Annotated in this window: 24 protein-coding genes and 4 tRNA genes; 3 read left to right on the forward strand and 25 right to left on the reverse strand. The window is 53.5% G+C overall.

Annotation, left to right across the window (positions count from 1 at the left end):
- Positions 1-8: 8 nt before the first annotated feature.
- From secE to ERD84_RS03550, 12 genes are all read right to left on the reverse strand, one after another.
- A complete protein-coding gene (secE, locus tag ERD84_RS03495; RefSeq protein WP_130038222.1) occupies positions 9-389 on the reverse strand; it encodes a preprotein translocase subunit SecE in 381 nt (126 codons plus the stop codon).
- Positions 390-434: 45 nt separating this feature from the next.
- Positions 435-510, reverse strand: a tRNA-Trp gene (locus tag ERD84_RS03500).
- A gap of 87 nt (positions 511-597) precedes the next feature.
- Positions 598-1,791: an elongation factor Tu gene (tuf, locus tag ERD84_RS03505; RefSeq protein ID WP_130038209.1), complete on the reverse strand. Its 1,194-nt coding sequence runs from the start codon at positions 1,789-1,791 to the stop codon at positions 598-600.
- Positions 1,792-1,841: 50 nt separating this feature from the next.
- Positions 1,842-1,916: transfer RNA gene (locus ERD84_RS03510), tRNA-Thr, on the reverse strand.
- A gap of 51 nt (positions 1,917-1,967) precedes the next feature.
- Positions 1,968-2,041 (reverse strand) — tRNA-Gly (locus ERD84_RS03515).
- A gap of 116 nt (positions 2,042-2,157) precedes the next feature.
- Positions 2,158-2,244, reverse strand: a tRNA-Tyr gene (locus tag ERD84_RS03520).
- A 118-nt stretch (positions 2,245-2,362) separates the two neighbouring features.
- Positions 2,363-3,673, reverse strand: coding sequence for a short-chain fatty acid transporter (locus ERD84_RS03525; protein ID WP_130038223.1), 1,311 nt, complete (start codon positions 3,671-3,673; stop codon positions 2,363-2,365).
- Positions 3,674-3,849: 176 nt separating this feature from the next.
- The gene (locus ERD84_RS03530; protein WP_130038224.1) at positions 3,850-4,770 is read right to left on the reverse strand and encodes a ParB/RepB/Spo0J family partition protein; all 921 of its coding nucleotides are present in this window, start codon (positions 4,768-4,770) and stop codon (positions 3,850-3,852) included.
- A gap of 23 nt (positions 4,771-4,793) precedes the next feature.
- Positions 4,794-5,612: a ParA family protein gene (locus ERD84_RS03535; RefSeq protein ID WP_130038225.1), complete on the reverse strand. Its 819-nt coding sequence runs from the start codon at positions 5,610-5,612 to the stop codon at positions 4,794-4,796.
- Complete coding sequence (gene rsmG / locus ERD84_RS03540; protein ID WP_130038226.1) at positions 5,609-6,280, reverse strand: 16S rRNA (guanine(527)-N(7))-methyltransferase RsmG; 672 nt, start codon at positions 6,278-6,280, stop codon at positions 5,609-5,611. Before rsmG ends, ERD84_RS03535 begins: the two co-directional genes overlap by 4 nt.
- A complete protein-coding gene (gene mnmG, locus ERD84_RS03545) occupies positions 6,280-8,196 on the reverse strand; it encodes a tRNA uridine-5-carboxymethylaminomethyl(34) synthesis enzyme MnmG (RefSeq protein ID WP_130038227.1) in 1,917 nt (638 codons plus the stop codon). The genes rsmG and mnmG overlap by 1 nt, the downstream gene beginning before the upstream one ends.
- 446 nt (positions 8,197-8,642) lie before the next feature.
- Entirely contained in the window at positions 8,643-8,849 is a 207-nt protein-coding gene (locus ERD84_RS03550; RefSeq protein ID WP_013743985.1) for a cold-shock protein, read from the reverse strand.
- Between the two features lie 309 nt (positions 8,850-9,158).
- On the opposite strand from ERD84_RS03550, the gene ERD84_RS03555 reads away from it, so the two are divergent.
- Both ERD84_RS03555 and ERD84_RS03560 read left to right on the forward strand, forming a co-directional pair.
- Positions 9,159-10,328 (forward strand): methionine aminotransferase, encoded by a 1,170-nt coding sequence (locus tag ERD84_RS03555; RefSeq protein ID WP_130038228.1) that lies wholly within the window; start codon positions 9,159-9,161, stop codon positions 10,326-10,328.
- A gap of 503 nt (positions 10,329-10,831) precedes the next feature.
- Entirely contained in the window at positions 10,832-11,458 is a 627-nt protein-coding gene (locus ERD84_RS03560) for a Fic/DOC family protein (protein ID WP_130038229.1), read from the forward strand.
- A 48-nt stretch (positions 11,459-11,506) separates the two neighbouring features.
- Here the strand turns inward: ERD84_RS03560 and ERD84_RS15935 are convergent, their stop codons facing one another.
- Both ERD84_RS15935 and mnmE read right to left on the reverse strand, forming a co-directional pair.
- Entirely contained in the window at positions 11,507-11,674 is a 168-nt protein-coding gene (locus ERD84_RS15935) for a hypothetical protein (RefSeq protein ID WP_167667234.1), read from the reverse strand.
- A 110-nt stretch (positions 11,675-11,784) separates the two neighbouring features.
- The gene (gene mnmE, locus ERD84_RS03565) at positions 11,785-13,155 is read right to left on the reverse strand and encodes a tRNA uridine-5-carboxymethylaminomethyl(34) synthesis GTPase MnmE (RefSeq protein ID WP_130038230.1); all 1,371 of its coding nucleotides are present in this window, start codon (positions 13,153-13,155) and stop codon (positions 11,785-11,787) included.
- A gap of 75 nt (positions 13,156-13,230) precedes the next feature.
- Between mnmE and ERD84_RS03570 the strand changes: the two genes are divergently transcribed.
- Complete coding sequence (locus tag ERD84_RS03570) at positions 13,231-13,527, forward strand: YciI family protein (protein ID WP_130038231.1); 297 nt, start codon at positions 13,231-13,233, stop codon at positions 13,525-13,527.
- A gap of 66 nt (positions 13,528-13,593) precedes the next feature.
- On the opposite strand, the gene ERD84_RS03575 is transcribed toward ERD84_RS03570, so the two are convergent.
- The 11 genes from ERD84_RS03575 to ERD84_RS03625 all read right to left on the reverse strand — a co-directional run bounded on the left by ERD84_RS03575 (position 13,594) and on the right by ERD84_RS03625 (position 25,016).
- Positions 13,594-15,027, reverse strand: a complete 1,434-nt coding sequence (locus tag ERD84_RS03575) for a catalase (protein WP_130038232.1) — start codon at positions 15,025-15,027, stop codon at positions 13,594-13,596.
- A 233-nt stretch (positions 15,028-15,260) separates the two neighbouring features.
- Positions 15,261-15,974, reverse strand: a complete 714-nt coding sequence (locus ERD84_RS03580) for an ABC transporter ATP-binding protein (protein WP_130038233.1) — start codon at positions 15,972-15,974, stop codon at positions 15,261-15,263.
- The gene (locus ERD84_RS03585) at positions 15,971-16,714 is read right to left on the reverse strand and encodes an ABC transporter ATP-binding protein (protein WP_130038234.1); all 744 of its coding nucleotides are present in this window, start codon (positions 16,712-16,714) and stop codon (positions 15,971-15,973) included. Before ERD84_RS03585 ends, ERD84_RS03580 begins: the two co-directional genes overlap by 4 nt.
- A complete protein-coding gene (locus tag ERD84_RS03590) occupies positions 16,711-17,721 on the reverse strand; it encodes a branched-chain amino acid ABC transporter permease (protein WP_130038235.1) in 1,011 nt (336 codons plus the stop codon). Before ERD84_RS03590 ends, ERD84_RS03585 begins: the two co-directional genes overlap by 4 nt.
- A gap of 14 nt (positions 17,722-17,735) precedes the next feature.
- On the reverse strand, positions 17,736-18,656 hold the full coding sequence (locus tag ERD84_RS03595; RefSeq protein WP_130038236.1) for a branched-chain amino acid ABC transporter permease: 921 nt from the start codon (positions 18,654-18,656) through the stop codon (positions 17,736-17,738).
- A 52-nt stretch (positions 18,657-18,708) separates the two neighbouring features.
- On the reverse strand, positions 18,709-19,905 hold the full coding sequence (locus ERD84_RS03600; protein ID WP_130038237.1) for an ABC transporter substrate-binding protein: 1,197 nt from the start codon (positions 19,903-19,905) through the stop codon (positions 18,709-18,711).
- 180 nt (positions 19,906-20,085) lie between these two features.
- Positions 20,086-20,880 (reverse strand): SDR family NAD(P)-dependent oxidoreductase, encoded by a 795-nt coding sequence (locus ERD84_RS03605; RefSeq protein WP_130038238.1) that lies wholly within the window; start codon positions 20,878-20,880, stop codon positions 20,086-20,088.
- A 23-nt stretch (positions 20,881-20,903) separates the two neighbouring features.
- Positions 20,904-21,629, reverse strand: a complete 726-nt coding sequence (locus ERD84_RS03610; protein WP_130038239.1) for an SDR family oxidoreductase — start codon at positions 21,627-21,629, stop codon at positions 20,904-20,906.
- A gap of 30 nt (positions 21,630-21,659) precedes the next feature.
- Positions 21,660-22,430, reverse strand: coding sequence for a citryl-CoA lyase (locus tag ERD84_RS03615; RefSeq protein WP_130038240.1), 771 nt, complete (start codon positions 22,428-22,430; stop codon positions 21,660-21,662).
- 21 nt (positions 22,431-22,451) lie between these two features.
- Positions 22,452-23,975: a class I adenylate-forming enzyme family protein gene (locus ERD84_RS03620; protein WP_130038241.1), complete on the reverse strand. Its 1,524-nt coding sequence runs from the start codon at positions 23,973-23,975 to the stop codon at positions 22,452-22,454.
- 48 nt (positions 23,976-24,023) lie between these two features.
- A complete protein-coding gene (locus tag ERD84_RS03625; RefSeq protein ID WP_130038242.1) occupies positions 24,024-25,016 on the reverse strand; it encodes a Bug family tripartite tricarboxylate transporter substrate binding protein in 993 nt (330 codons plus the stop codon).
- Positions 25,017-25,035: the final 19 nt, after the last annotated feature.

The following is a 25,035-nucleotide window of genomic DNA, read 5'->3' on the forward strand; positions in this document are numbered from 1 at the left end:
TGTGTCCTTTAGTTCCAGCCTAGCAGCAAGCCGTATATGACCCACTCGAGGACTTTATCGACGACCCACAACAAGAGACCCATTGCGATCACGAACACAAAGACGATACCCGTCATTTGTGTGGTCTCTTTGCGCGTCGGCCAGACAACACGCTTTACTTCGTTATAGGAATCACGCCCAAAGCTCAAGGTGCGACGACCAGGCTCACTGAACCAGGCGATAACAGCGGCAATAACCAGACTGCCTACAAACACGCCCGCGCGCAAGAGGGTCGGCTGACCTTCAAGCATGGAGTAAGCGACAATGCCTGCCACGATAACAAGCACCGCCAGACCCATCTTGACTCGATCTACGGTACTGCTAACGGTTTCTACGTTGCTATTCGACATATTCCGGCATGTGACGCCACGCGTGCGCACTGTATGACTGATGTGTGGCAGGGGCAGTAGGAATCGAACCTACAACCTTCGGTTTTGGAGACCGACGCTCTGCCAATTGAGCTATACCCCTAGACCCTGAAAGCGATGACACCATTTGGAGCCATCGCCCTTTACAACTTCTTATGTGAAAGAGCGTCTGACGCTCCTTCACATGGAATTACTTGGTGATGCTGGCGACGACACCGGCGCCGACGGTACGGCCACCTTCGCGGATAGCGAAGCGCAGACCTTCTTCCATGGCGATCGGGGCGATCAGGCTGACCTTCATCGACACGTTATCACCTGGCAGAACCATTTCCTTGTCGGCCGGCAGCTCGATCGTACCGGTTACGTCGGTGGTACGGAAGTAGAACTGAGGACGATAGCCCTGGAAGAACGGCGTGTGACGGCCACCTTCGTCTTTGGACAGAATGTACACCTCGGCCGAGAAGTCCGTGTGCGGCTTGATCGAACCGGGCTTGGCCAACACCTGACCACGCTCGACGTCTTCACGCTTGGTGCCGCGCAACAAAATACCCACGTTATCGCCTGCCTGACCTTGGTCCAGCAGCTTGCGGAACATTTCAACGCCCGTGCACGTAGTCTTGACCGTGTCCTTGATGCCCACGATTTCGATTTCTTCGCCAACCTTGACGATACCGCGCTCGATACGACCCGTCACCACCGTGCCGCGACCCGAGATCGAGAACACGTCTTCAACAGGCATAAGGAACGTGCCGTCAACGGCGCGCTCTGGCGTAGGAATGTAGCTATCGAGGGCCGCTGCCAATTGCATGATGGCTTCTTTGCCCAGAGGACCTTCGTCGCCTTCCAGAGCCAGCTTGGCCGAACCCTTGACGATCGGTGTGTCGTCGCCAGGAAAGTCGTACTTGGACAGCAGCTCGCGCACTTCCATTTCGACCAGCTCGAGCAACTCTTCGTCGTCGACCATATCGGCCTTGTTCAGGAACACGATGATGTAAGGCACGCCCACCTGGCGCGACAGCAGAATGTGCTCACGCGTTTGCGGCATGGGGCCGTCAGCGGCCGACACCACCAGGATCGCGCCGTCCATCTGCGCAGCACCGGTAATCATGTTCTTGACATAGTCAGCGTGCCCCGGGCAGTCAACGTGCGCATAGTGACGCGCTTCCGTTTCGTACTCGACGTGCGAGGTGTTGATCGTGATGCCGCGTGCCTTTTCTTCGGGCGCTGCGTCGATCTGGTCGTAGCCCTTGGCATCGCCCGAGCCAAACACCTTGGCCAACACTGTTGTAATTGCCGCTGTAAGCGTCGTCTTGCCGTGGTCAACGTGCCCGATCGTACCTACGTTTACGTGCGGTTTGGTCCGTTCAAACTTACCTTTTGCCATGGCTGACACTCCTGACTATGGAATTGAGCTGTAAATAAAAATAAAGTTTTTGGTGCCCATGACGCGGATCGAACGCGTGACCTCTCCCTTACCAAGGGAGTGCTCTACCACTGAGCCACATGGGCAACTGCTTTGTTGCTTTTCGCCTGTTAGAGCGAAATTCGATAAATCGTAACTGGAGCGGGTGAAGGGAATCGAACCCTCATCATCAGCTTGGAAGGCTGTTGCTCTACCATTGAGCTACACCCGCGAAGATTCGTTTCACCAACGATGCTGCCCTGCTGTTTACGCCGGACTGCATGCGCATACCGCAAAAGCGCGCTGCCTGACTACATATGTGGCGGGCAACGCGCACGATAATCTTACTGGTGGTGGGAGTTGGATTCGAACCAACGTAGACGCAAGGTCAACAGATTTACAGTCTGCCCCCTTTAACCACTCGGGCATCCCACCAAAAGCGAACTCCGAATTATGCAGGGTTTTTTATTCCCTGTCAAATACCTATTGACGCCAGCAGCTAATGTGTAACTCGTAAGCCTCATTGGCTATCAAGAACGGCCTGCTGACGTACTTAGAACCAGGTCAGACCAATCGAAACAATAATACCGGTGACAAACAACTGGATCAGGCAGTAGCCCATGATGTCCTTGGCCTTGAGTCCGGCGATGGCCAGAACGGGCAAGGCCCAGAAAGGCTGCAACAGGTTGGTCCAGGAATCACCCCAAGCCACTGCCATGGCTACGCGCGGCATATCGGCGCCCAGCGCCTGAGCCGTGGCAATGACCACCGGGCTTTGCACCGCCCACTGACCACCCCCAGAAGGAATGAATATGTTGACGATACCCGCGCTCATGAAGGCCCAGAATGGCAGGCTTTCAGCGGTGGCAAATGAAGTCATCCAATCGGACAGGCTGCTTGCCAGGCCAGAGTGCATGATGATAGCCATGATGCCCGCGTAAAAGGGAAACTGTATGACTATGCCTGCGGCACCCTTGATAGCCTCATCCAGACTATTGAGCAGATTGCGTGCGTTGCCATGCAACACAATCGCAAGGAACAGAAAGGTGAAGTTGATGATATTCAGATTCAGTCCGCCGCCACGTACTATGTAGTAGTCGAACATATAGGCCAATCCGGCCACACCTATAAGCAGGGCAAGAATTTTGCTGTTTTCCAGGCGAGCGGCGGGGCGATTGTCATTTTCGACGGCTGCAGCCGCTTCATTCAACTTGCTTTCTTCGACAAACACGCTGTCTTTTTCATCGGGCAGCATCAGACGATTGACCAGAGGCACGATCACCAGCATGGCCAGCACGATCGCCAGATTATAGAAAGAGAAAATGGTGTCGCCGGTAGAGATCAAGCCTATCTTATCGGCTTGAAAATGACCTTCGGTCGCGATGGTAAGCGGTATGGACCCGGCCAGACCTCCGTGCCACACAATAAAGCCCGAGTATGCGCTGGCTACCAGCAGACGGTAATCTACCCTGACCGTACGTGCCAACTGCTTGGCAAAAAGAGCACTGACCACCAGGCCAAATCCCCAATTGATCCAGTTTGCTATCAAGGCAATGACCGTGACAAGAATAATTGCCGAACCCGGCGTTTTGGCCAATGTTGCCAATTTCGCCAAAATGCTCTTGACCAGGGGGGTACTAGCCATCATATAGCCAGCTATCAGCACCAACACCATCTGCATGGTGAAACTGAGCAATCCCCAGAAACCATCACCCCACATGGTTACGACTTCCATGGGAGTCTTGCTTTCGACCAGGACAGCCGCGACACCGGCCAATAACGTTAGCAAGACAACAAATATATAGGGGTCTGGCAGATAACGTTCTACCAACTTCACAGAGGAGCGACTTAGTGCTTTAAACATTTTTATTTCTTGATTCGAGTGACTGACATGAACTGTTGAGACCGAGCGATCCTAACATGTTGAATCAAAAAATAAGGGTAAGCCCCATAAGGGTTTACCCTTTATTCATCTATTATTCAGCGCCCGGCTAGACTTAAATCAGTTCGGTTCAGCCCAACGCCTGTTTTGCCGCCGTTTCAGGCATCAATGAGGCCGGACAAACCCTGGCGTTCGAGCAAGGCATTCAGATGGTCCCAACCGTGAAAGTCAATTTGCAACTGACCCTTGTTTTTTGCACCGATTTTCAGGCTGACCCGGGTACCCAGATGATCAGACAGTGCCTCTTCCAATCTTTTGGCATCACCGTTCTGCGCACTGCCGTTACGCCTGGGCATTACGGCCTTATCCTCTATGGCTTGAATTGAACGGCTCACCAGCTTTTCTGTTTCACGAACTGACAGACGCCGGGCGATGACTTCGTTGGCAAGCAGAATTTGACTTGCTGCGTCAGTAGCCAGCAAGGCCCGTGCATGGCCCATATCGATATCGCCTGCAAGCAGCATGGTTTGTACCGGCCCGGCCAGATTCAATAAACGCAGAAGATTGCTGGTAGCGGGACGGGAACGACCTATGGCTTGTGCGGCCTGATCGTGTGTCAGGCCAAACTCGTCAAGCAAGCGGCGGACTCCGTGGGCCTCTTCCAGGGGATTCAGATCTTCGCGCTGTATGTTTTCGATAAGGGCCATGACAGCCGCATTTTCGTCGGCCACCTCACGCACCAGCACAGGCACTTCTGCCAGGCCAGCAAGCTTGGCCGCACGAAACCGCCGCTCGCCTGCAATGATCTCGTATTTGCCCTTGTCTTTTCCATCGAGGGGACGTACCAATATGGGCTGCATGATGCCCTGGCTACGGATGGAGTCAGCCAGCTCATTCAAGGCACCTTCATCCATTCTGGTGCGTGGCTGGTACTTGCCGGCACGCAAAAGACTGATCTTGAGGGCAGACGGCAATTTGGCCTGGGGTTCGGATTGGCCCAGGTTGTCAATGGCGCTGGCATCTTCGCCCAGCAGTGCATCAAGACCTCGTCCCAAACCTTTTGGTTTTCGAGTTGCCATAATAATTATCCTTTCCTGGTCCGTTAAACGGGAGGACGCGCCTGCTGACGCAGTGCTTCCCTTTTTACGCGTTTGATGAGCTCCTCACCAAACTCAATATACGCTTTTGCGCCTCGCGAGTTTTTATCGTAGATGATGCCAGGCATTCCATGGCTGGGGGCCTCGGCCAGACGCACATTGCGTGGAACGATTGTTTTGAACACTCTATCGCCAAAGTGTGTTTCGATCTGTGCAGAAACTTGTTGCTGCAGGGTGACACGTGTATCGAACATTACCCTTAGTAGCCCTATAAGCTGCAAGTCGGGGTTGATATTGCGATGCACCCGCTTAATGGTATTGACCAAGTCGGACAGGCCTTCGAGTGCAAAATATTCGCATTGCATGGGAATGATCACGCCATGTGCCGACGCCAGGCCATTAAGCGTAAGCAAAGACAAAGTAGGAGGGCAATCAATCAGTATGAAGTCATAATCGTCGGCAACCTGACTGATGGCCTGTTTAAGCTGCTGCTCACGATCATCCATTTGAATCAAATCGATTTCAGCACCCGACAGCTCGCGATTTGCAGGCAATACATCGTAGCCCCCGGATTCGGATCGTACTTTGGCATCTGTAATGGCAGTATCGCCAATAAGCACTTGGTAGAGATTTTGCTCTGCCTTGTTTTTATCGACCCCACTGCCCATGGTGGCATTGCCCTGCGGATCAAGATCTATAAGCAGCACCTGCTTGCGCATTGCCGCCAAGGCGGCCGCCAGGTTGATGGCTGTTGTGGTTTTACCTACACCACCTTTTTGGTTAGCAATGCAGAATATGCTGGCGGTGGACATACTGTGGCTCATAGACTTCCTTGACGACTCATCCAGACCAGACAACGCTGGGCATTCAATTCAGGTACGGGCAGCGTTTCTATATGAGTGATACGCCACGATGTATTCTGCCGCAAAAGCTCGGCTTCTTCTTCTGGCTCACGCCCCTTCATTGCCACCAGATGACCATCAGTGGCAACATGGCGCCCTGCCAAGGTGGCGAAATCAGCCAGAGAAGCAAAAGCTCGTGAAACCACGATATCGGCCTCTAGAGGCTGCATGCTTTCTACACGCTGATGATGAGCATGTAGATTGCGAAGACGCAGCACGCTAGACACTTGACGCACAAAAGCCATTTTCTTTTCTACAGCATCAATGCAATGTACTTCCCAGTTAGGATGCATGATTGCCAGCACCACACCAGGCAAGCCCGCACCAGATCCGACATCTGCAATTGTGCTTTCTAATACTGTATTTTTATACAGTATATTAGCTATGGGTTTTACTACCGACAAACTATCGATAAGGTGTTGCACAAGCATTTGCTCAGGATCGCGCAGTGCAGTGAGATTATACGTTTTGTTCCAGCGTTGTAGCTGATCCAAATAGGCTAAAAGTGCGTCGATCTTCGGCGGATCAATTTCCACACCAAGAACTTGTCCCGCTTGCTGCAAACGCAGTCCAAATTGCTCCCTGCCCATTACGCCGCTTTTTTCCTGTACTGTAATCGCTTAAGGTGAATAAGCAGTAAAGAGATTGCAGCGGGAGTAACACCTGAAACCCGACTCGCCTGACCTACTGTTTCTGGCCTGCTTGCTTTCAGACGATGCCTGACCTCAATTGAAAGACTGCTTATGGCATCGTAGTCCAGATCCGCTGGTATGGCTTGTGACTCCTGCTCCCGTTGCCGTTCAATATCTTCCTGCTGCTTGGCAACGTAGCCTGCATATTTAATCTGAATTTCTACTTGTTCTGCAGCTGCAGAATCTTCTAAGCCAGGTCCTGCTACAAGCGTATCGTCTACCTTATGCAAATCCATCAGTGCTTTATAGGTCACCTGTGGTCGTTTCAACAAATCATGCAGGGAATGTTCTTTCTCTAATTGCTTACCTAACAACGCTTCCGCAGTATGGTGGGCAAGTGTTTTAGGATTTATCCAGATAGATTTCAAGCGTTCTGTTTCACGTGAAACATCATCTCGCTTTTTACTGAAAGCATCCCACCGCTTATCATCGACCAAGCCGAGCTTTCTTCCCATTTCGGTAAGACGCATATCTGCATTATCTTCTCGCAGACTAAGACGATATTCTGCACGTGAAGTAAACATACGATAGGGTTCAGTAACGCCACGTGTAATCAAATCATCAACCAGCACGCCCAGGTAAGCTTCATTACGTTTGGGAAACCAGCCATCCAGGCCTTTCGCTTGCCGCGCTGCATTCAATCCAGCCAGCAGGCCTTGAGCCGCAGCTTCTTCGTAGCCCGTGGTTCCATTGATTTGCCCAGCAAAAAATAAACCCTTGATTGCCCTGGTTTCTAATGTTGAAGAAAGTTCACGTGGATCAAAGTAGTCATACTCGATCGCATAACCAGGGCGCATAATGACTGCATTTTCCAAGCCTGGTAATGTCCTTACCAGAGCAAGCTGAATATCGAAGGGCAGGCTGGTTGATACGCCGTTTGGATAAATTTCTTGCGTTGTTAATCCTTCTGGCTCGAGAAAGATCTGATGGCTCGACTTGTCGGCAAATCGATGGATCTTGTCCTCGATGGAAGGGCAGTACCGGGGACCTATACCTTCTATGGTGCCGCTATCGCTATACATTGGCGATCGATCTAATCCAGACCTGATGATATCGTGCGTTCTTTCGTTGGTATGGGTAATCCAGCAAGGCAATTGCTCTGGATGCATGGACGCTGAGCCCATATACGAAAAAACAGGAATAGGGTCGTGATCGCCCGCCTGCACCTCTGTCTTACTGAAATCAATGCTACGTGCGTCTATTCTGGGTGGTGTCCCCGTTTTCAGACGACCTTGCGGTAGCTTCAGTTCTTTTAAACGCTGGCCAAGCGTAATGGCGGGAGGATCACCCGCACGTCCTGCGGAATAATGATCGAGTCCCACGTGAATCAGGCCATTCAAAAATGTCCCTGCTGTCAGCACGACTGTACGGCCCCTGAACTTCAAGCCTATCTGAGTGACCGCACCGACGACTCTATCACCCTCGAGCATTAGATCATCTACTGATTGCTGAAATATCGTCAGATTAGGCTGGTTCTGGAGCGCAGTCCTGATTGCCATTCTATAGAGCGAACGATCTGCTTGTGCACGGGTGGCGCGTACAGCCGGCCCCTTGGAACTATTCAGTATCCGGAATTGAATCCCAGCTTTATCGGTAGCGTACGCCATTGCGCCGCCCAGAGCATCAACCTCTTTAACCAGGTGCCCTTTTCCGATACCGCCTATGGAGGGATTACAAGACATCTGCCCCAAGGTCTCCATATTATGGGTTAGCAGAAGGGTGGACGCACCGGTTCGCGCCGATGCCAATGCAGCTTCGGTCCCTGCGTGACCACCGCCCACAACAATTACATCGTATTCATCTGGATAGAACATTTTTAGCTCAAGCTTAGGCTCAATGTCTTATTATACTTCTCCAAACTTGGCATTGTTCCACGTGAAACACTCTTTCTTGGTTTCACTCCTAGAGTAATGTTTCACGTGGAACATTACGATAATAGAAAGGTCAGACACAAACAGCCGACTGAGTTGAGTCAACAAGCATTGGGGACAAATCTGTGGATAAAGGCTTGATAAGCTGTGTACAGTTGATCAAGACAAGTTGTTGTGAATAAACTTGTGGATAAGCGCTAGAATAAGTGCTTAATAACTTTGACGCTTACTACTCCAGGCAGAACTCGTTGTACTCATTCATTGCACTGCAGGCAACACAATTCTCTGACGCGGTCACGCATATAGTCCGCCCCAATGAAAAACGCCCAAGCTTTTGGCGAGGGCGTTTGCTACTGTGCGCGCCAGGCGCTACACAAATTATGCAGCCATTACAGAGGGCGTATCTCTGCTGCCTGAGGACCCTTAGGGCCATCTTTGACTTCAAACTCAACTTCCTGACCTTCATTCAGGCTGCGGTAGCCGCGACCTTCGATTGCCGAGAAATGTGCGAACACGTCGGTGCCGCCTGCGTCAGGAGTAATGAAACCGAAACCTTTATCGGCATTAAACCATTTAACTTTGCCCTTCTGAGCCATGTGTAGCGTCCTAAAAATAAACAAAAATGCAATTAACCAAGGGCGCCAACACGAACCTAGACCATCACGCAACAATAGGCACTTAATTTAAACCTAAAGTTGTACTGACTACTAACCACGAAAAAGCGAAGCTTGATTTGACTGCAAGTGTGAGCATAACCATGCAATGTTGCTTTATCAAATGATAGTTAACCCCAGTGTGGTTTTTTGCCGTCAGGCCGCACCATTATCACAATAAGTGGCTATAGAAACTTGGAACTGAGTACATATTCCCTATAAAGACATCACCTCAATAAAGAATAAAAGACCATGAATTTCGAATCCAAACTGCCTAATGTAGGAACAACTATTTTCACCATCATGAGCCAACTGGCAGTTGACCATAAGGCCATCAATCTCGGACAAGGTTTCCCTGACTTTTCACCCGATGAAACTCTGCTCGACCTGGTTACACAGGCAATGAAAGAAGGCCATAATCAGTATCCACCTATGGCAGGTGTAGTAGCACTGCGCCAACAGATCGCCCTTAAGGTACAGGCTTTATACGGGCATCAGTACGACCCCGAGACAGAAATTACCGTAACCAGCGGTGCCAGCGAGGCCTTGATGGCAAGTATCCTGGCATTTGTACGCGCCGGCGATGAAGTCATTGTGATAGAGCCATTTTACGATCTGTACATACCCGTCATTGAGCTGGCAGGCGGCAAACCAGTGATTGTTCCTATGACGGCGCCAACGCCGCAAGCTCCAGCCTATCGAGTCGATTGGCAAAGGGTACGTGATGCCATCACATCGAAAACCCGCATGTTGATTTTGAATTTTCCACATAATCCTACATGCATCAACCTCACTCCTGCTGACCTTGATAGTCTTGAAAGCATCGTGCAGGAAACTGGCATTTTGTTGCTATCAGACGAAGTCTATGAGCACCTTGTGTATGACGACCAGCCTCATCAAAGTGTTGCCAGGCGTCCTCTGCTTGCTGCGCATTCCATTGTGGTTTCCTCTTTCGGTAAAACGTATAGCGCAACTGGCTGGAAAATCGGTTACTGCTGTGCCCCCAAAGTAATATCGGCAGAAATTCGTAAAGTTCACCAATTCAATGTGTTTACAGTGACTTCGCCCATGCAAGTAGCCCTGGCCCACTACATGAAGAACGAAGACGCTTACCTAAGCTTGCCAGCCTTCTATCAGCAAAAGCGCGATAGGCTGCTCAAGGGTCTGGCCAATACTCGCTTTGTTCCTATGCATAGCGAAGGGACCTTCTTCCTGATGGCGGACTACAGCAATATCTCGGACTTGCCCGAAGCCGAATTTGCACGATGGATCACTGTTGAACATGGTGTAGGCGTTATTCCTGTTTCGGCCTTTTATCGTCAACCCGATGCACCAGAATCAAACCATGGCTTGATTCGATTTTGCTTTGCCAAGCGCGACGAAACGCTAGACACGGCGATTGAAAAACTTGCTGGCATTTGAACCTGGCTTCTCCAGAGAAACTACCAAAGTCATACCGGACAAAAGTTTTGGCCAGTAATTTTTGTTCTGCTCGCTTAGACGCTTTTACGACAGAACGAAGTATACATGTCCAGAAAAATGGTTTTCTGCTTGTCGCTGAGATGAGAATGTTTGGTTGTTTATTATCTTTTTTATATATAAAGACTAATGATAATGGGTGTCTGTGGATAACTCGCATAAGTAGTAAAGTTTCATTGTTTTCATGGGATTACTGAATTTTTTCAGCGTGCGTAAGTTCTGTTTTGATCGAGGATGGAATCCGGATAACTTTTTTGATTGCTTAAAAGAGCTGAGTTATCCCTTCGTGATCCACAGGCTGTGCACAATTCATCACCCTAGTAGTTATCCACAGGCATAAGATTCATTTTGCCTCCAAAACTAAATTGTAATAAAGTGTAAATAGAAGGGATAGTGGTACGGAGCCAGCGCTCTACAATGGCCCGAATAGCACGTATAGGTGGCTTATGACGACCCGATACGATGTAAATGGCATGCAAGGCAGGTTTGAACCGCAATCCAACAACTTGGTGCTGGCCAATAAGTTGGGCATCACGGTTCCCGCCGATATTGACGAGGCTGAACTTGTGCTGCTGCAAAAGCTGTACGAATCAGTACTGCAGGATCATCTTCCAGCTGGACGCATTCGCAGTGCTCACCTGAAGAACTGGCATAAGCGCTGGCTAGGCAATATTTACGCATGGGCAGGCCACGTGCGTACGGTAAACATGAGCAAAGGAGGCTTTCCGTTTGCACCAGCTGCTCAAGTACCCAGGTTATTTGCAGAGTTCGATCGAGACTGCCTGGCCGCTTATACGCCCTGCATGGGCTTTGATCAGGGTCAACTGACAAATGCTATAGCGGTAACTCATGTCGAGTTTATTTTGATGCATCCCTTCCGTGAAGGGAATGGACGAATTTCCCGCTTATTGGCAGATGTGATGGCCGTACAGGCAGGCCATGGTCCGCTGGATTACAGTTGTTGGGAACAGAACAAGCCAGACTATATTCTGGCTATACAGCAGGGGTTGGAGCGTAATTACGAACCCATGAAGTATTGGGTGAGGCAGGTACTGGAGTCTGTTTGCAACTAGCAGGCATCAGGAAAAATGACGCTATGAAACGAATAGGGTGCGGCTGGCTTAGTTGACTACTGCCAGGCTGAGCTGCTGGTACTTGCTGGCTTGGGACTTGAGCAGGGCTTCGAGTTCTTTGATGGACTGGCCTGTTTCGATGGCTGTCGAGCTTGCCACAGCACGAATAATGCGTGTTTGTGCGGGTTTGACAATGACTGCAGGCTTGGATTTCATTGAATGATTAGTATCCGACATTGCATTGATTATAGCGATTCCCTCTGGCAATAAGAAGAAACGAGAGGCTTATTCCGGCTATCTGTGCGCTAATAGCCACAGAGGCAACATCATTTCCCGATGCAAAAACTGGAAAAAATCTCGCCCAATAAGTCATCGCTGGTGAACTGGCCGGTAATCAGGCACAGCTCTTCATGTGCAAGGCGTAGTTCTTCTGCAAACAGATCCAGAACGCGGTCGTTCTGGCTGGCGTGCTCGTCGGCCAATGCCAGGTGCTCGCTGGCGTGCTGTAGCGCCGTCAGGTGCCGTTCCCGGGCGAGCCAGGGGGATTCGGTGCCAGGGTTCCAGCCTGCAATGTCCAGGAGCTTCTGGCGCAGCGTATCGAGCCCCATGCCGGTTTTTGCCGAGATGCCCAGGGCAAGGTCCTGATCAACGCCAATAACGCGCTGATTGTCAGGCAAAAGATCGATCTTGTTGTATACCTTAAGTACAGGTGTACGAGCGGGCAGTCGCTGGGTAATCGCCGTATCTAGCTGGTCTTGATGGGATCTGGCGTCTTGCAGATGGATGATGACATTGGCCTTTTCGATTTCGGCCCAGGTTCGGGCAATGCCTATGCTCTCGACGGTGTCGTCGGTTTCGCGCAGGCCGGCCGTATCCACGATGTGCAAAGGTACGCCTTGTATGTGGATTTGCTGTATGACTTTATCGCGAGTGGTGCCAGCTATGGGAGTGACGATGGCAACGTCGTCACCGGCCAGGGCGTTGAGCAGGCTGGATTTACCTACATTGGGTTGGCCGGCCAGCACCACATGCAGGCCCTCCCGCAGGATCATGCCTTGCCTGGCCTGTTTTGTAAGGCTCTGCAGATCTTGGCGTATGGCCTCCAGGGCATCACGGGCCTGGTATTTTTCCAGGAAATCTATTTCTTCTTCGGGAAAGTCCAGGGTGGCTTCGACCAGCATGCGCAGATGCACGATGCGGTCACCCAAGGTATTGACCTGATCAGAGAAGGCGCCGCTTAGCGATGCCATGGCGCTGCGTGCGGCTGTTTCGGACGATGCATCGATCAGGTCGGCAACCGCTTCTGCCTGTGCCAGGTCGAGGCGTTCGTTCAGGAAGGCTCTATGCGTGAATTCTCCTGGTTCGGCATGGCGTATGCCTAGATCTTTGCCGGCCTCAAGACAGCGAGCCAGCAAACGGCGCAGGACAGCGGGGCCGCCGTGTCCTTGCAGCTCCAGGACGTCTTCGCCAGTATATGAATTGGGCCCCTTGAAGTACAGCACGATACCAGCATCGATAGCCTTGCCATGTGCGTCATTAAACGGCAAGTAATGGGCATGTCGAGGTTTGATTGGCGTAGTGAACAAGCGGTTTACGAGGGACTCGAGACTGTTTCCCGAAACGCGCACGACACCTATGCCGCCGCGGCCAGGAGCGGTGGCTATGGCAATAATGAGGTCCTGGGAATACGTAGTCATAATTTGCGGGTATGAAAGGAAAGAAAGCGTACTAATATGGCGGCATGAACAGTTTATCGTGAACCAGGAGACATCATGCCTTTTCTAATAGAAACCTTCGACAAACCCCACACGCAGGCACTGCGCCAGGCTTTGCGCGACAAGCATCTGGATTTTCTCGAGGAAAACAAATCACTTTTGCTGGCTTGCGGTGCCAAGCTCGAGGATGACGGAACGGGCGGCACCGGCAGTGTTTATATTGTCGATCTCGAAACCCGTGCTGAGGCCGAAGATTTCGTCAATGCCGATCCTTTTGCCGAGGGCGGCTTGTTCGAGCGCACGGTGATTACGCGCTGGCGCAAAGCGTATCTGGGCGGCGAGTGTTATTTATAAAGGCGATGTAATCGGCTGGGCCGATGGCCAGCCGATTACATCGCCTTATGGCAACTACACTTTGAGTTAGCCCAGCGCCTTGATGGCGGCCGCTACGCCGGCGCCATAGGCCGGATCGGCTTGTGTACAGTGATCGATGTGGCGGTCTTGTACGTCCTTCGACACGCCGGCAATAGCACGTGCGGTATTGTCGAATAGCGCTTGCTTTTGCGCGTCGTTCATCAGACGGAACAGATTCCCCGGTTGCGAGAAGTAGTCGGTGTCTTCCCGGTGGTTCCAGTGATCGGCCGCCCCTTCTATGGACAGGGGTGGTTCACGGTAGTCGGGTTGTTCTTGCCATTCGCCCTGGGTGTTGGGCTCATTGCCGGTGATGCCTCCGTAGTTGCCGTCGACACGCATGGCGCCGTCGCGGTGGTAGCTGTGGAACGGACACTTTGGTGCATTGACCGGAATCTGGTGGTGATTGACCCCCAAGCGATAACGCTGAGCGTCGCCATAGGAAAACAGACGGGCCTGCAACATTTTGTCGGGCGAGAAGCTGATGCCTGGCACCACATTGGCGGGTGTAAAGGCGGCCTGTTCGACTTCAGCAAAGAAGTTTTCAGGGTTGCGGTTCAATTCCAGTACGCCAACTTCGATGAGCGGATAATCGCCATGCGGCCAAACCTTGGTCAGATCGAAGGGATTCAAGTGATACGAACCAGCTTCTTTTTCGGGCATGATCTGCACATAGACAGTCCAGCGAGGGAAGTCTTTGTTTTCGATGGCTTCGAACAGATCGCGTTGCGAACTTTCGCGGTCTTGGCCGACTAGTTCACAAGCCTCGGCGTCGGTCAGATTCTTGATGCCTTGTTGGGTCTTGAAGGTGAACTTGACCCAAAAACGTTCGTTGTTGGCATTGATGAAGCTGAATGTATGGCTGCCAAACAGGTGCATATTGCGGAAGCCCGTAGGGATACCGCGGTCGCTCATGACGATGGTGATCTGGTGCAGTGCTTCGGGCAAGCCGGTCCAGAATTCCCAATTGTTCTGCGCGCTGCGCATGCCGGTACGAGGGTCGCGCTTGACGGCATGATTGAGATCGGGGAACTTGAGAGGGTCGCGAAAGAAGAAGACAGGGGTATTGTTACCCACCAGGTCCCAGTTGCCTTCTTCGGTATAGAACTTCATGGCAATGCCACGGATGTCGCGTTCTGCATCAGCAGCGCCGCGTTCGCCCGCCACAGTGGAAAACCGGGCAAACATGGGGGTTTGCTTGCCGACTTCGGAAAAGATCTTGGCGCGAGTGTATTGGCTGATATCGTGCGTAACGGTAAAGGTGCCATAAGCGCCAGCACCCTTGGCGTGCATGCGACGCTCGGGGATGACTTCGCGATCAAAATGCGCCAGCTTTTCGATTAACCATACGTCTTGCAGAAGTGCCGGACCACGTGGGCCAGCGGTTTGAATATTCTGATTATCAGCAACGGGGGCACCCGCAGCGGTAGTAAGTTTCTTCATAGAGCCTCCTGAGTGTGATGTACGATAAAAGCACTTCAAGGTACTTAAAGAGTCTAACTTCCCTAACTGAAATAGTAAAATCAATTAATTAACTTAAATCAATAGAAAATAACTATTTCAAACGTGCGTGTGCCTTACCAGAGGTGATAGCCCTGGCTATTGCGAGGATGTGCAATGCCGTATGGTGAGCCTAGGCGCTGAAATTGACTATTCGAAATTAACCAAACAGTACACTAGACGCCCAGATAAGTTTGCAGCTGGGTGCGTTGTGCGTCCAGTTCGGTGGAATTGCCGGACCATACAACCTGGCCTTTCTCGACAATGTAATGCTGGTCGGCCAATGGAAGCAATGAACTCAGGTTTTTGTCGATGCAGATGATGGTGAGCCCAAGTGCCTTGAGTCCGGCCAGACATTGCCAGATCTCAGTCCGGATGAGCGGTGCCAGTCCCTCGGTCGCTTCATCAAGAATCAGCAGGCGCGGGTTGGTCATGAGAGCACGGCCTATCGCCAGCATTTGTTGTTCGCCGCCTGACAAGTTTGAACCGAGGTTGCCGGCCCGTTCCGACAGGCGAGGGAACAGTTCGTAGATCCGTTCAAGCGTCCAGGGCGAAGCCGCGGATTGGCGGTTATGGGCTGTGGCAACCAGATTTTCGCGCACACTCAGGTTTGGAAATATCTGGCGCCCCTCGGGCACAAGTCCCAGCCCCGAGCGGGCGACTTTGTATGAGGGCTGGCCGACGATCTCGTTGCCGTCGAAATGAATCGAACCCCTGGATGGCTGGATCAGACCCATGAGTGCTTTGACCGTAGTGGACTTACCCATGCCATTGCGGCCCAGGAGGGTAACGAACTGACCCGCCTGCACGGTAAAGTTCATACCGAACAGGGCTTGGCTAGGGCCATAGAAAGCATGGATATCGCGGACGTTGAGCAGGGCGGTAGTCATTCGTCGCCTCCCAGGTAAGCGGCCTTGACGTCGGGGTTTGCGCGTATCTGTTCGGGTGTGCCGCAGGCGATGCTGCGGCCATAGACGAGAACTGTAATTCGGTCGGCCAATTTGAAAACGGCATCCATATCGTGTTCTACCAGGACAATGCCGTATTGGCCTTTGAGGCTGTGCAGCAGGGTGGTCATTTGTATTGATTCTGCCTGGCTCATACCTGCCATGGGCTCATCGAGCAAAAGCAACCGGGGTTGTCCTGCCAGCACCATGGCCAATTCAAGCTGACGTTGTTCTCCGTGTGCCATATCGGCAACCGGTACGTGCATGCGGTCTTTGAGGCCGACACGTTCGAGTGCGTGTTCAGCAGGCTCGATCAGAGTGGGCTGGCGTGATGTTGGCGTCCAGAAACAGAAGCTGTGTCCTTGGTGAGCCTGGACAGTAAGCATGACGTTCTGCAGAGCCGAGAACTCGGGAAAGACGGAGGTGATCTGGTAGGAGCGCGCGATGCCGCGCAAGGCTCGCTGTTCTACCCGTTCGCCGGTGATGTCCTGGTTATTGAACAGGATCTGACCGGCATCGGGCCGGATTTCGCCCGCCAACTGAGTGATCAGGGTGCTTTTGCCCGCGCCGTTGGGACCGATGATGGCGTGGATTTCACCTGCCTGCACGTCGAAATCGAAATGGTCGGTGGCGGTCAAGCCGCCATAGCGCTTGACCAATTGTCGTACCGTAAGCAAGCTCATGTCGACTCCCGCTTGCGTTGAGTGACCAGCCGGCTGCGGCTCGTACGGCGTCGGTCTATGGTTTGCAATATGCCCGCAATACCCAGTCGGCTGACGATAATGAGCAGGACGATGAGCGGTCCGAATATGGCCATCCAGTGCTCTGTCAGAGCCTTGAGTCCCTCTTCGGTGAGTATCATGGCCAGTGCGCCGAGCAGTGGTCCAAACAGTGTTCCGATCCCTCCCAGCATGACCATGACGATAAGTTCGCCAGAGGTGGTCCAGGACATGTACGAGGGTGAGCCGAATTGCGTCAGGTTGCCGTACAGCAGACCGGCGATGCCGCAAAGGATGGCCGAGATGACATAGATCGCGAGACGGTAGCGGTACGTTGGATAACCCAGAGCCTTCATGCGTTGCTCATTGCTTTTGCTGGCGCGAATCACGATGCCGAACCGCGAATGTACCAGCTTGTGGCAAGCATACAGGCCCAGGCAAAGGACAAGAAAGGAAGAAAAATAAAGCGTGCGCGGGTCGGTCAGAATAATGCCGCTGAAATCGCTGCCACTGGCCAGCCGCAGGCCGTCGTCCCCGCCATATTGGCTCAGACTGACGAACAGAAAATAGAACATCTGGGCAAAGGCCAGAGTAATCATGATGAACGAAATGCCACTGGTTCGCAGTGCAATACTGCCGGTCAGCAAGCCGACCACGCTGCATACGACCAGCGTCGCCAACAGTTGCAGCCAACCATTGTCGATGCCATGGAAGCTGAGTATGGCGACGCAATACACCCCCAGGCCCAGATAGAGGGCGTGTCCGAAGCTCACTAGGCCGCCATAGCCAAGGATCAGATTCAGCGACAGGGCCGCAATGGCAAATATCAATATGCGCGTGATCAGCGTGACGACAAAAGGATCGGCCATGCTGCGCGCATACAGGGGTACCAGCGCGAGAGCGATGAGCAGCACGGCATTGACCACAAAGCTGGCGGACCATTTGTGCGGAAGAACGGAGGACTGTTGCATGGTGTGTATGGGACTCAGGAGTTGTGCACGGGAAACAGTCCCTTGGGCTTGATAGCCAGTACGACCGCCATGAGCAGGTAAATCATCATGGAGGCCAGGGCGGGTCCGGCAATGTCGGCACTGCTACGCTCAAGAAAACTGCGCAACAGCGAGGGCAGCAGCGTGCGTCCCAGCGTGTCGACAACTCCTACGATCAGGGCGGCATAGAAGGCGCCACGTATGGAACCTATGCCACCGATGACGATAACCACCATGGTCAGGATGAGAATGGGTTCGCCCATGCCTGCCTGCACCGACATAATGGGGCCCGCCAGCAGGCCGGCAAACCCGGCCAGGACCGCCCCAAGAGCAAACAGCAGGGAGTTGAGCATCACGATATTGACGCCCAGTGCACCGACCATGGTCCGGTTGGTGGCTCCGGCACGTATCAGCATGCCGATGCGGGTACGATGTATGAGCAGGTAGCAGCCCAGTGCAATCAGCAAGCCCGAGGCAATGATGACGAAACGGTAGGCGGGATAGCGGACGCCAAACAGATTGATGGCGCCCAGCAGGAACTCGGGGACGTCCATGTAGTAGGGCGAGGGTCCCCAGATGATGCGCGCGATTTCATTAAAGAACAGAATGAGGCCGAAGGTAGCCAGCACCTGATCGAGGTGATCGCGTTGGTAAAGCTTGCGTAGGGCTACCCACTCAACGGCCAGGCCCAGCGCCATCATGGCGGGAATCAGCAAAAGCGCGGCAAGTACAAAAGAGCCGGTGTAGCTGTACAGTGATGCAGCAAAGAATGCCCCCATCATGTACATGGAGCCGTGCGCCAGATTGACAAAGCTCATGATGCCGAAGACCAGGGTCAGGCCGGCCGCCATCAGGAACAACAGAACACCCAGCTGCAGGCCGTTCAGCGATTGAATTACAAATAGAGTCAGGCTCAAAATGCCCTCCGGAACACTCTGTTTGGCCGGCCTTGCGGCCGGCCGCCAGAAATTACTTCATGGGGCACTGTTGCGCGAAGTTGGCGCGAGTCTTGATGACGATGGGGTTTTTGGCCTGGAGCTCTGCACCATTGGCGCCCTCAACGACATCGACGCGATAGAAGGGGGCGTCGGGGAACTGATTGGAATCGAATTTGAACGCACCGCGCACGGAATCAAAGTCGGCTGCTTTCAGTGCGGCCAGAACGGCTTCTTTGTCGTCGAGCTTGCCGTCGACCTTCTTAAGGGCTGAGGCAATCAGGTTGGCTGCATCGTAGGACTGAGCAGCATACATGGAAGGCTGTCGGTCATACGCTTTGACGAAGGCTTCGACAAATTGCTTGTTCTGGGCATTGTCGAGATTTGGCGCATAAGGGGCGCTGGTAATGGCACCCACGGCGAGCGATTTGAGTGCAGGCAACGTAGAGCCGTCGATGGTCGAAACCGAAATCAGCGGCAACTTGCCCAGCAAGCCGGCCTGGCGGTATTGTTTGACAAAGTTGACCCCCATGCCGCCGGGATAGAAAACATAGACCGCGTCGGGTTCGGCAGCCTGCAATTGGGCTATTTCAGCGGAATAATCAGGCTGATTGACTTGGGTATAGACCTCGTCGATGACCTTGCCTGTGTAGTCGCGCTTGAAGCCTGAGACGGCGTCGCGGCCGGCCTGGTAATTGGCAGCCATGACATACATGTTTTTATAGCCCAGATCGCTGGCCAGTTGGCCGCCGGCCTCGTGCAGCATGTCGTTGTCCCAGGAGGTCGAGAAGAAGTAGGGTGAGCACTCCTTGCCTGCAATGGGGGCTGGTCCGGCGTTCGAGCCGATGAAGAATACTTTGGCGTCGGTGATGGGCTTGTGTATGGCCATCATGACATTCGAGAATGTCACACCGGTGATGATGTCGACTTTTTCGCTTTTGAGCAGCTTGGTGGCCGCTTGCACGCCGATGTCAGGTTTGAGCTGGTCATCTTCGCGGACGACTTCGACGGGTACTCCGCCAAGCTTGCCGTCTTTGATGGCCAGCATGAAGGCGTCGTATTGGTCCTGACCCAGGGCTCCGCCTGGTCCGGATAAGGTGCCGATAAAGCCAATTTTGACAGGCTCTTGAGCAAAGCTGGCTGTGGCACCCAGGATGCCGCATAGGGCGACAGCGGCCAGGCTGGGGCGCAGAAAGCGGCGGCGCCTTGCGGATGGGTTGGCAAGATTCATGGTGTCTCCTGATCGCATAGCTTTAGCGAAGATGTTGTTTTAGGTAGGCGTTGTAAAGTGGTGCTGCCATTGCCGCGCAGTTTAGTGCAGCAATGGCGACAGCGTACCGTAAAAATACATTAGGCTTAAAGCTTTTTCTATCGGGAAATACCCAAGTAGCTCGAAAACAGCCCTTTTTTGCTAGAACTTGCCGGTCAGTCCGCCGTCGACGATAAGCTCGGTGCCGGTAATATACGATGCCTCGTCAGACGCCAGAAAGGCGATGGCGTTGGCAACTTCCCAGGGCGTCCCCATGCGTTGCATGGGAACTTGCTGGTTGCGCTTATTGCGCACTTCGTCGGCATTGTTGTCTTTGGAAAAAGCCGAAGATACATTCTTCTGTATACGTGGCGTGTCGATCAGGCCCGGCACTACCGTGTTGGCGCGTATGCCGTCAGCGGCGTATTCATGCGCAATCATACGGGTAAATTGAATCAATGCGGCTTTGGTAACGCCATAGGCAAGATGCGGGTAGCCCAGGTAGCGTATGCCGGCAACCGATGAAATGGTGACGATGCTTCCGCCGCCGCGCTGCACCATGCCAGGAATAACCAGTTTGGCCGCCGTCAGCAGGCTTTGCACATTGACCTGGTAGATGCGATCGAGATCGGAGGTCTGCGTTTCGGTAACGCCTCCTATCTTGCCGATACCGGCATTGGCAACGTAGACGTCTATACCACCGAACTCATGGTTGGCCAGCGCAATCGCCTGTTCCACCGCCGTCGGGTCGGTCACGTCGGCCTGCACCGCCAGCGCCTTGCCGCCCAATTTGAGTACCTCTTGGGCCGCGTCTTGCGCAGCATCGAGGCTGGCGTCGAGCGCAACGATAATGGCGCCGTGCCGGGCCAGCGTGACACAACTGGCCTTTCCTATGCTCCAGCCCGGTGCGCTGCTGCCAGCGCCTGCCATGAGCACTACTTTATTCTCAAGTTTCATGGATGGTTTGATTAGAGAAGGGGTTAGGCCGCCGTGCCCAGGCCCACAGTCATGCCGCCGCACACATACAGTACCTGGCCTGTGATGAAGCCGGCCCGGTTATCCAGGAAGAACTGCACGGCGTGAGCCACTTCCGACGGTTCACCCAGGCGCTGCACGGGAATAGTCTTCAGAATGCGTTCTGTCTGGGGCGAGCCGGCCGGATTGACCGATGTGAACAACTCGGTGGCGATTGGGCCGGGGCCTATGGCATTGACGGTAATGCCGCTGTGGGCCAGCTCGAGTGCCCAGGTCCGGGTCATGCCCAGTAGTCCGGCCTTGGAGGCCGCATAGGCGGTGCGCCTCTCCTTGCCCAAGGCGGCCCGGCTGCTGATGTTGACGATACGGCCGAATTTTTTGGCGCGCATGGCTGGCAGAAATTGCTGGGTGATCAGGATGGGTGCTTCGATATTGAGCTTTGCCACCGTCCGAACATCGTCGATGGTGGTGCTTTCCAGTAAGTCCGGCTTGACCATGCCGGCGTTATTGACGACGCGCAGGATCTCGTACTCCTGGGCCAACTGGGCCAAGAGTTGTTTCAGGGCATCAGTATCGAGCAAATCGACAGGAATGTGGTGCTCATTGGCCGACGGTGCGGCGGGCGCTTGCCGGTCGAGGTTGAGGGTGTGAAAACCCTCTGCCGACAGCCGCTCGATAATGGCTTTGCCAATGCCGCTGGAGCCGCCAGTAACCAGAATATGTTGCTTCATAGCCTTTCCGTTTGTAGATGGAAATATAGTTTAGTCGGTACTTTTCTTGACGTACGGTACGGCGTGATCAATGGTTTCCCAGATGAAACGGCCGGTGGGTACCCGCTGTTCTTCTGCGATATGCGACACCAGTCCCGCCGCACGTGAAATCACGGCAAACCCGCGCATCAGCTGTGTGGGAATACCGATTTCGCCGAGCAATGCGGCCACTGCGCCCGTGGCATTGATCGTAATATGCTTGCCATAGACCGAGTCAACAGCCTTGCTGAGTGCCAGCAAAGCGTTAACGTGGTCTTGTGCCAGCTCAGTTTCTTTCTGTGCCAGTTCGATCAGCTTGATGGAGCGCGGATCGTCGGGCTTGTGCAGGTGGTGCCCAAAGCCGGGCAGGTGCTGTCTGGAGGACTTGTATTGCTGGGCCAGTTCAAGCGCGGCCTGTTCCAGGTTGTCTGACTTCAGCAATTGGGCCAGTAGCCCGGAGCAGTTTTCCATGGTGCCTACAAACTGGCTGCCAACAGCCAATATGCCGGCCGATACCGCACCCTGCAGGTTTTCGGGTGCACTCATGTAGATCAATCGGGTAGCAATCGCGCTGGGGGTCAGGCCATGCTCCATAAGGGTAATCAGGACAGCATCGATGATGCGCAGATCGACCGGACGTGGACGACGGCCCATGATCTGGGTAAACATGACGTCGGTGAAAGTGCGCTCTCCGATGAGCTCATTGACAAGATCCTTGTCGCGATAGCTCATGCCGGTCAGGCTGTGTGTGCAGAGTTCGGTCGTGGGTGTGTTGTTGGCCATGGTAGCTTCGTTCGTATGGGTTTAATTTGTGGCGCCGGCAGGGGCTGTGACGGACTGTGCGCTCTGTGTCTTGCCGACCTGGTCCTTGATGGCGGTTTTCAGGACCTTACCCACGGATGAGCGTGGCAGGCTGTCATAAAAATGAATATGCTTGGGCGTGAGGACGGGCCCAAGTTTTTCCCGAACGAAGGATTTGAGTTCGTCTTCGCTCACTGACCGTGAAGCCTTCAGCTCAATGGCGGCATTGACGGTTTCGCCCCACTTTTCATCAGTAACGCCGAATACGGCAGCTTCATGCACTGCCGGGTGTAGCGATAGGGTGTTTTCGACATCAATGGGGTAAACATTGAAGCCTCCGGTAATAATCACTTCACGCAGCCGATCCTTGATATACAAAAAGCCTTGTTCGTCCAGGTAGCCCACATCACCGGTGTGCAGCCAGCCATTCTTGACGGTTTCCTGGGTTTTTTCGGGAAGCTGCCAGTAACCCGCCATGACCAGGTCACCCTTGATGACGATTTCGCCTTTTTCGCCAGGAGGTAATAACTGGCCGTCGGGCGACATGACGCCTACCTCGGAAAGCCAGGTTGCCCTGCCGACTGATGAGCGGTAGTTGGGGTCGATCAGGTTTTCAGGCGTCAGCAGCGTGGCGATTTGCGGTGCTTCCGTCTGGCCATAGGTGGTTGCTACGACCGGCCCGAAGAAAGCCTGTGTATGTATGACTTTTTCTACTGGCATGGGCGCCCCGCCATAGATCAGTAGACGCAGGTCGGGGAAACTTGATGCGTCGAGGTCGTTGGCGGCCATGAGCTTGTAGATGAGCGTCGGCGGCATGAAGGTCATCGTGCCGCCTTGCTGTTTGAACGCATGGGCAATGTCTTGTGCCGAGTTGGAGGCGCAGAGCAACAGGGTGCCGCCTTGTGCCAGCAAAGGCACAACATACGTGCCGGTGCCGTGACTGATGGGGGCGCAAATGACGAACTTGTCCTGATGCGTGATTTGCCAGCCGTGTATTTGATTGATAATGCCTGCCACCCAGGCACGATATGGCTGCATGACGCCTTTGGGGATACCGGTCGTACCACCCGTGAACTTGATGGCCTGGGTGTCGTCCCGCGATAGTGCGTGGCGTACGGGCTGTTTGCCCTGGTGGGTGTTGATCAGTGCGGGAAACTGCTCGAACGGGATCTTCAGGCTTTGCTCGCCCTGAATCAGTGCATCGCCCGTCTCGTCCACCAGCAGCGCGGTGGGGGTGGTGGTGTCGAGAATGCGGCGGATCTCGGACGAGGTGCTGCGATAGTTCAGGGGCACCCAGATTTTTCCTGCTGCAAGAATCGCCAGCATGCCAATGATGTAATTGGGCGAGTTGGCGGCGCATAATCCTACGCGCGACCCTGGTTCGGGGTCTTTTTCTTGCAAGGCAACCGCCAGTGCATTCACCGCTTTGAGCAGCTCGGCATAGCTGATGCGCTCTGTTGGGCTTTCTATGGCGCTACGGTCGGCGTGCAGTTGTGCTGCACGATAAAAAAAATCGATGGGGAACATGAAACTGGGTGCCCTTCTATTGTTGTTGATGTGTAATGAACCGTTGATTTAGTTGGCCGAGAGATTGGCTTTTTCGACAACCAGTTTCCATTTATCAATTTCGGCTTGTGTGTATTGCTTGAGGCTGTCGGGCGAGTTGGGCTGCTCGGGGGCCGTGAAACCATTCTTGTCGTAGGCGGCCACGACTTCAGGTTTGGCCAGTGCTTTGTTCAAGGCTTCGTTCAGCCGCTTGATGACGGGCTCGGGCGTACCGGCCGGGGCATTCAGGCCGAACCATGATTGCACCACGAAGTCTTTTACCCCTTCCTCGGCGAAGGTAGGTGTATCGGGCAGGGCCTTGACACGCTTGCTGGTGGTGGTGGCAATGGGTCGCAAGGTGCCGGCCTGGATATGCGGCAACGATGAAGGCAAGTTATCGAACATGGAATCAACCTGGCCGCCCAGCAGGTCGGTGACCGCAGGGCCGCTACCGCGATAAGGCACATGCAGAATATCGGTGCCGGTTTGAATCTTGAACAGCTCGCACGACATATTGATGGACGAACCGATACCCGATGAGGCGCAGGTCAGCTTGCCGGGATTTTCCTTGGCATACTGAATGTAGTCTTGCACGGTTTTGAATGGCAGTTTGGGATTCACTACCAGCACATTGGGAATGGTGGCCATCAGGCCTATAGGCTCGAAATCTTTCACGAAATCGTAGCGCAGATCTTTATACAAGGATCGGTTGATCGTGTTGGCGATGGTGCCTACATAAATGGTGTAGCCGTCATTCTTGGCTCGCGCCACATATTCGGCCCCGATATTGCTGTTTGCGCCTGCCTTGTTTTCGACGATGACTGTTTGCTTGAGTTCTTCTGTGAGTGACTTGGCGATAAGCCGGGCCAGGATATCGGTTGCGCCGCCGGCTGAGTAACCCACCACCATGGTAATGGGCCGTGATGGGTAGTCGTCCTGGGCTGTTGCCAGCGTGCTGTTCAGCATCAGGGCGGGCAAAGTTGCCGCAAGCAGTGCGGCCTTGAAAAAACGTTTGGATTTCATAAAGTCTCCGTTTGTCTAT

This window comes from Pollutimonas harenae, assembly GCF_004153685.1.
In the GTDB taxonomy this organism is placed as follows: domain Bacteria; phylum Pseudomonadota; class Gammaproteobacteria; order Burkholderiales; family Burkholderiaceae_B; genus Pusillimonas_C; species Pusillimonas_C harenae.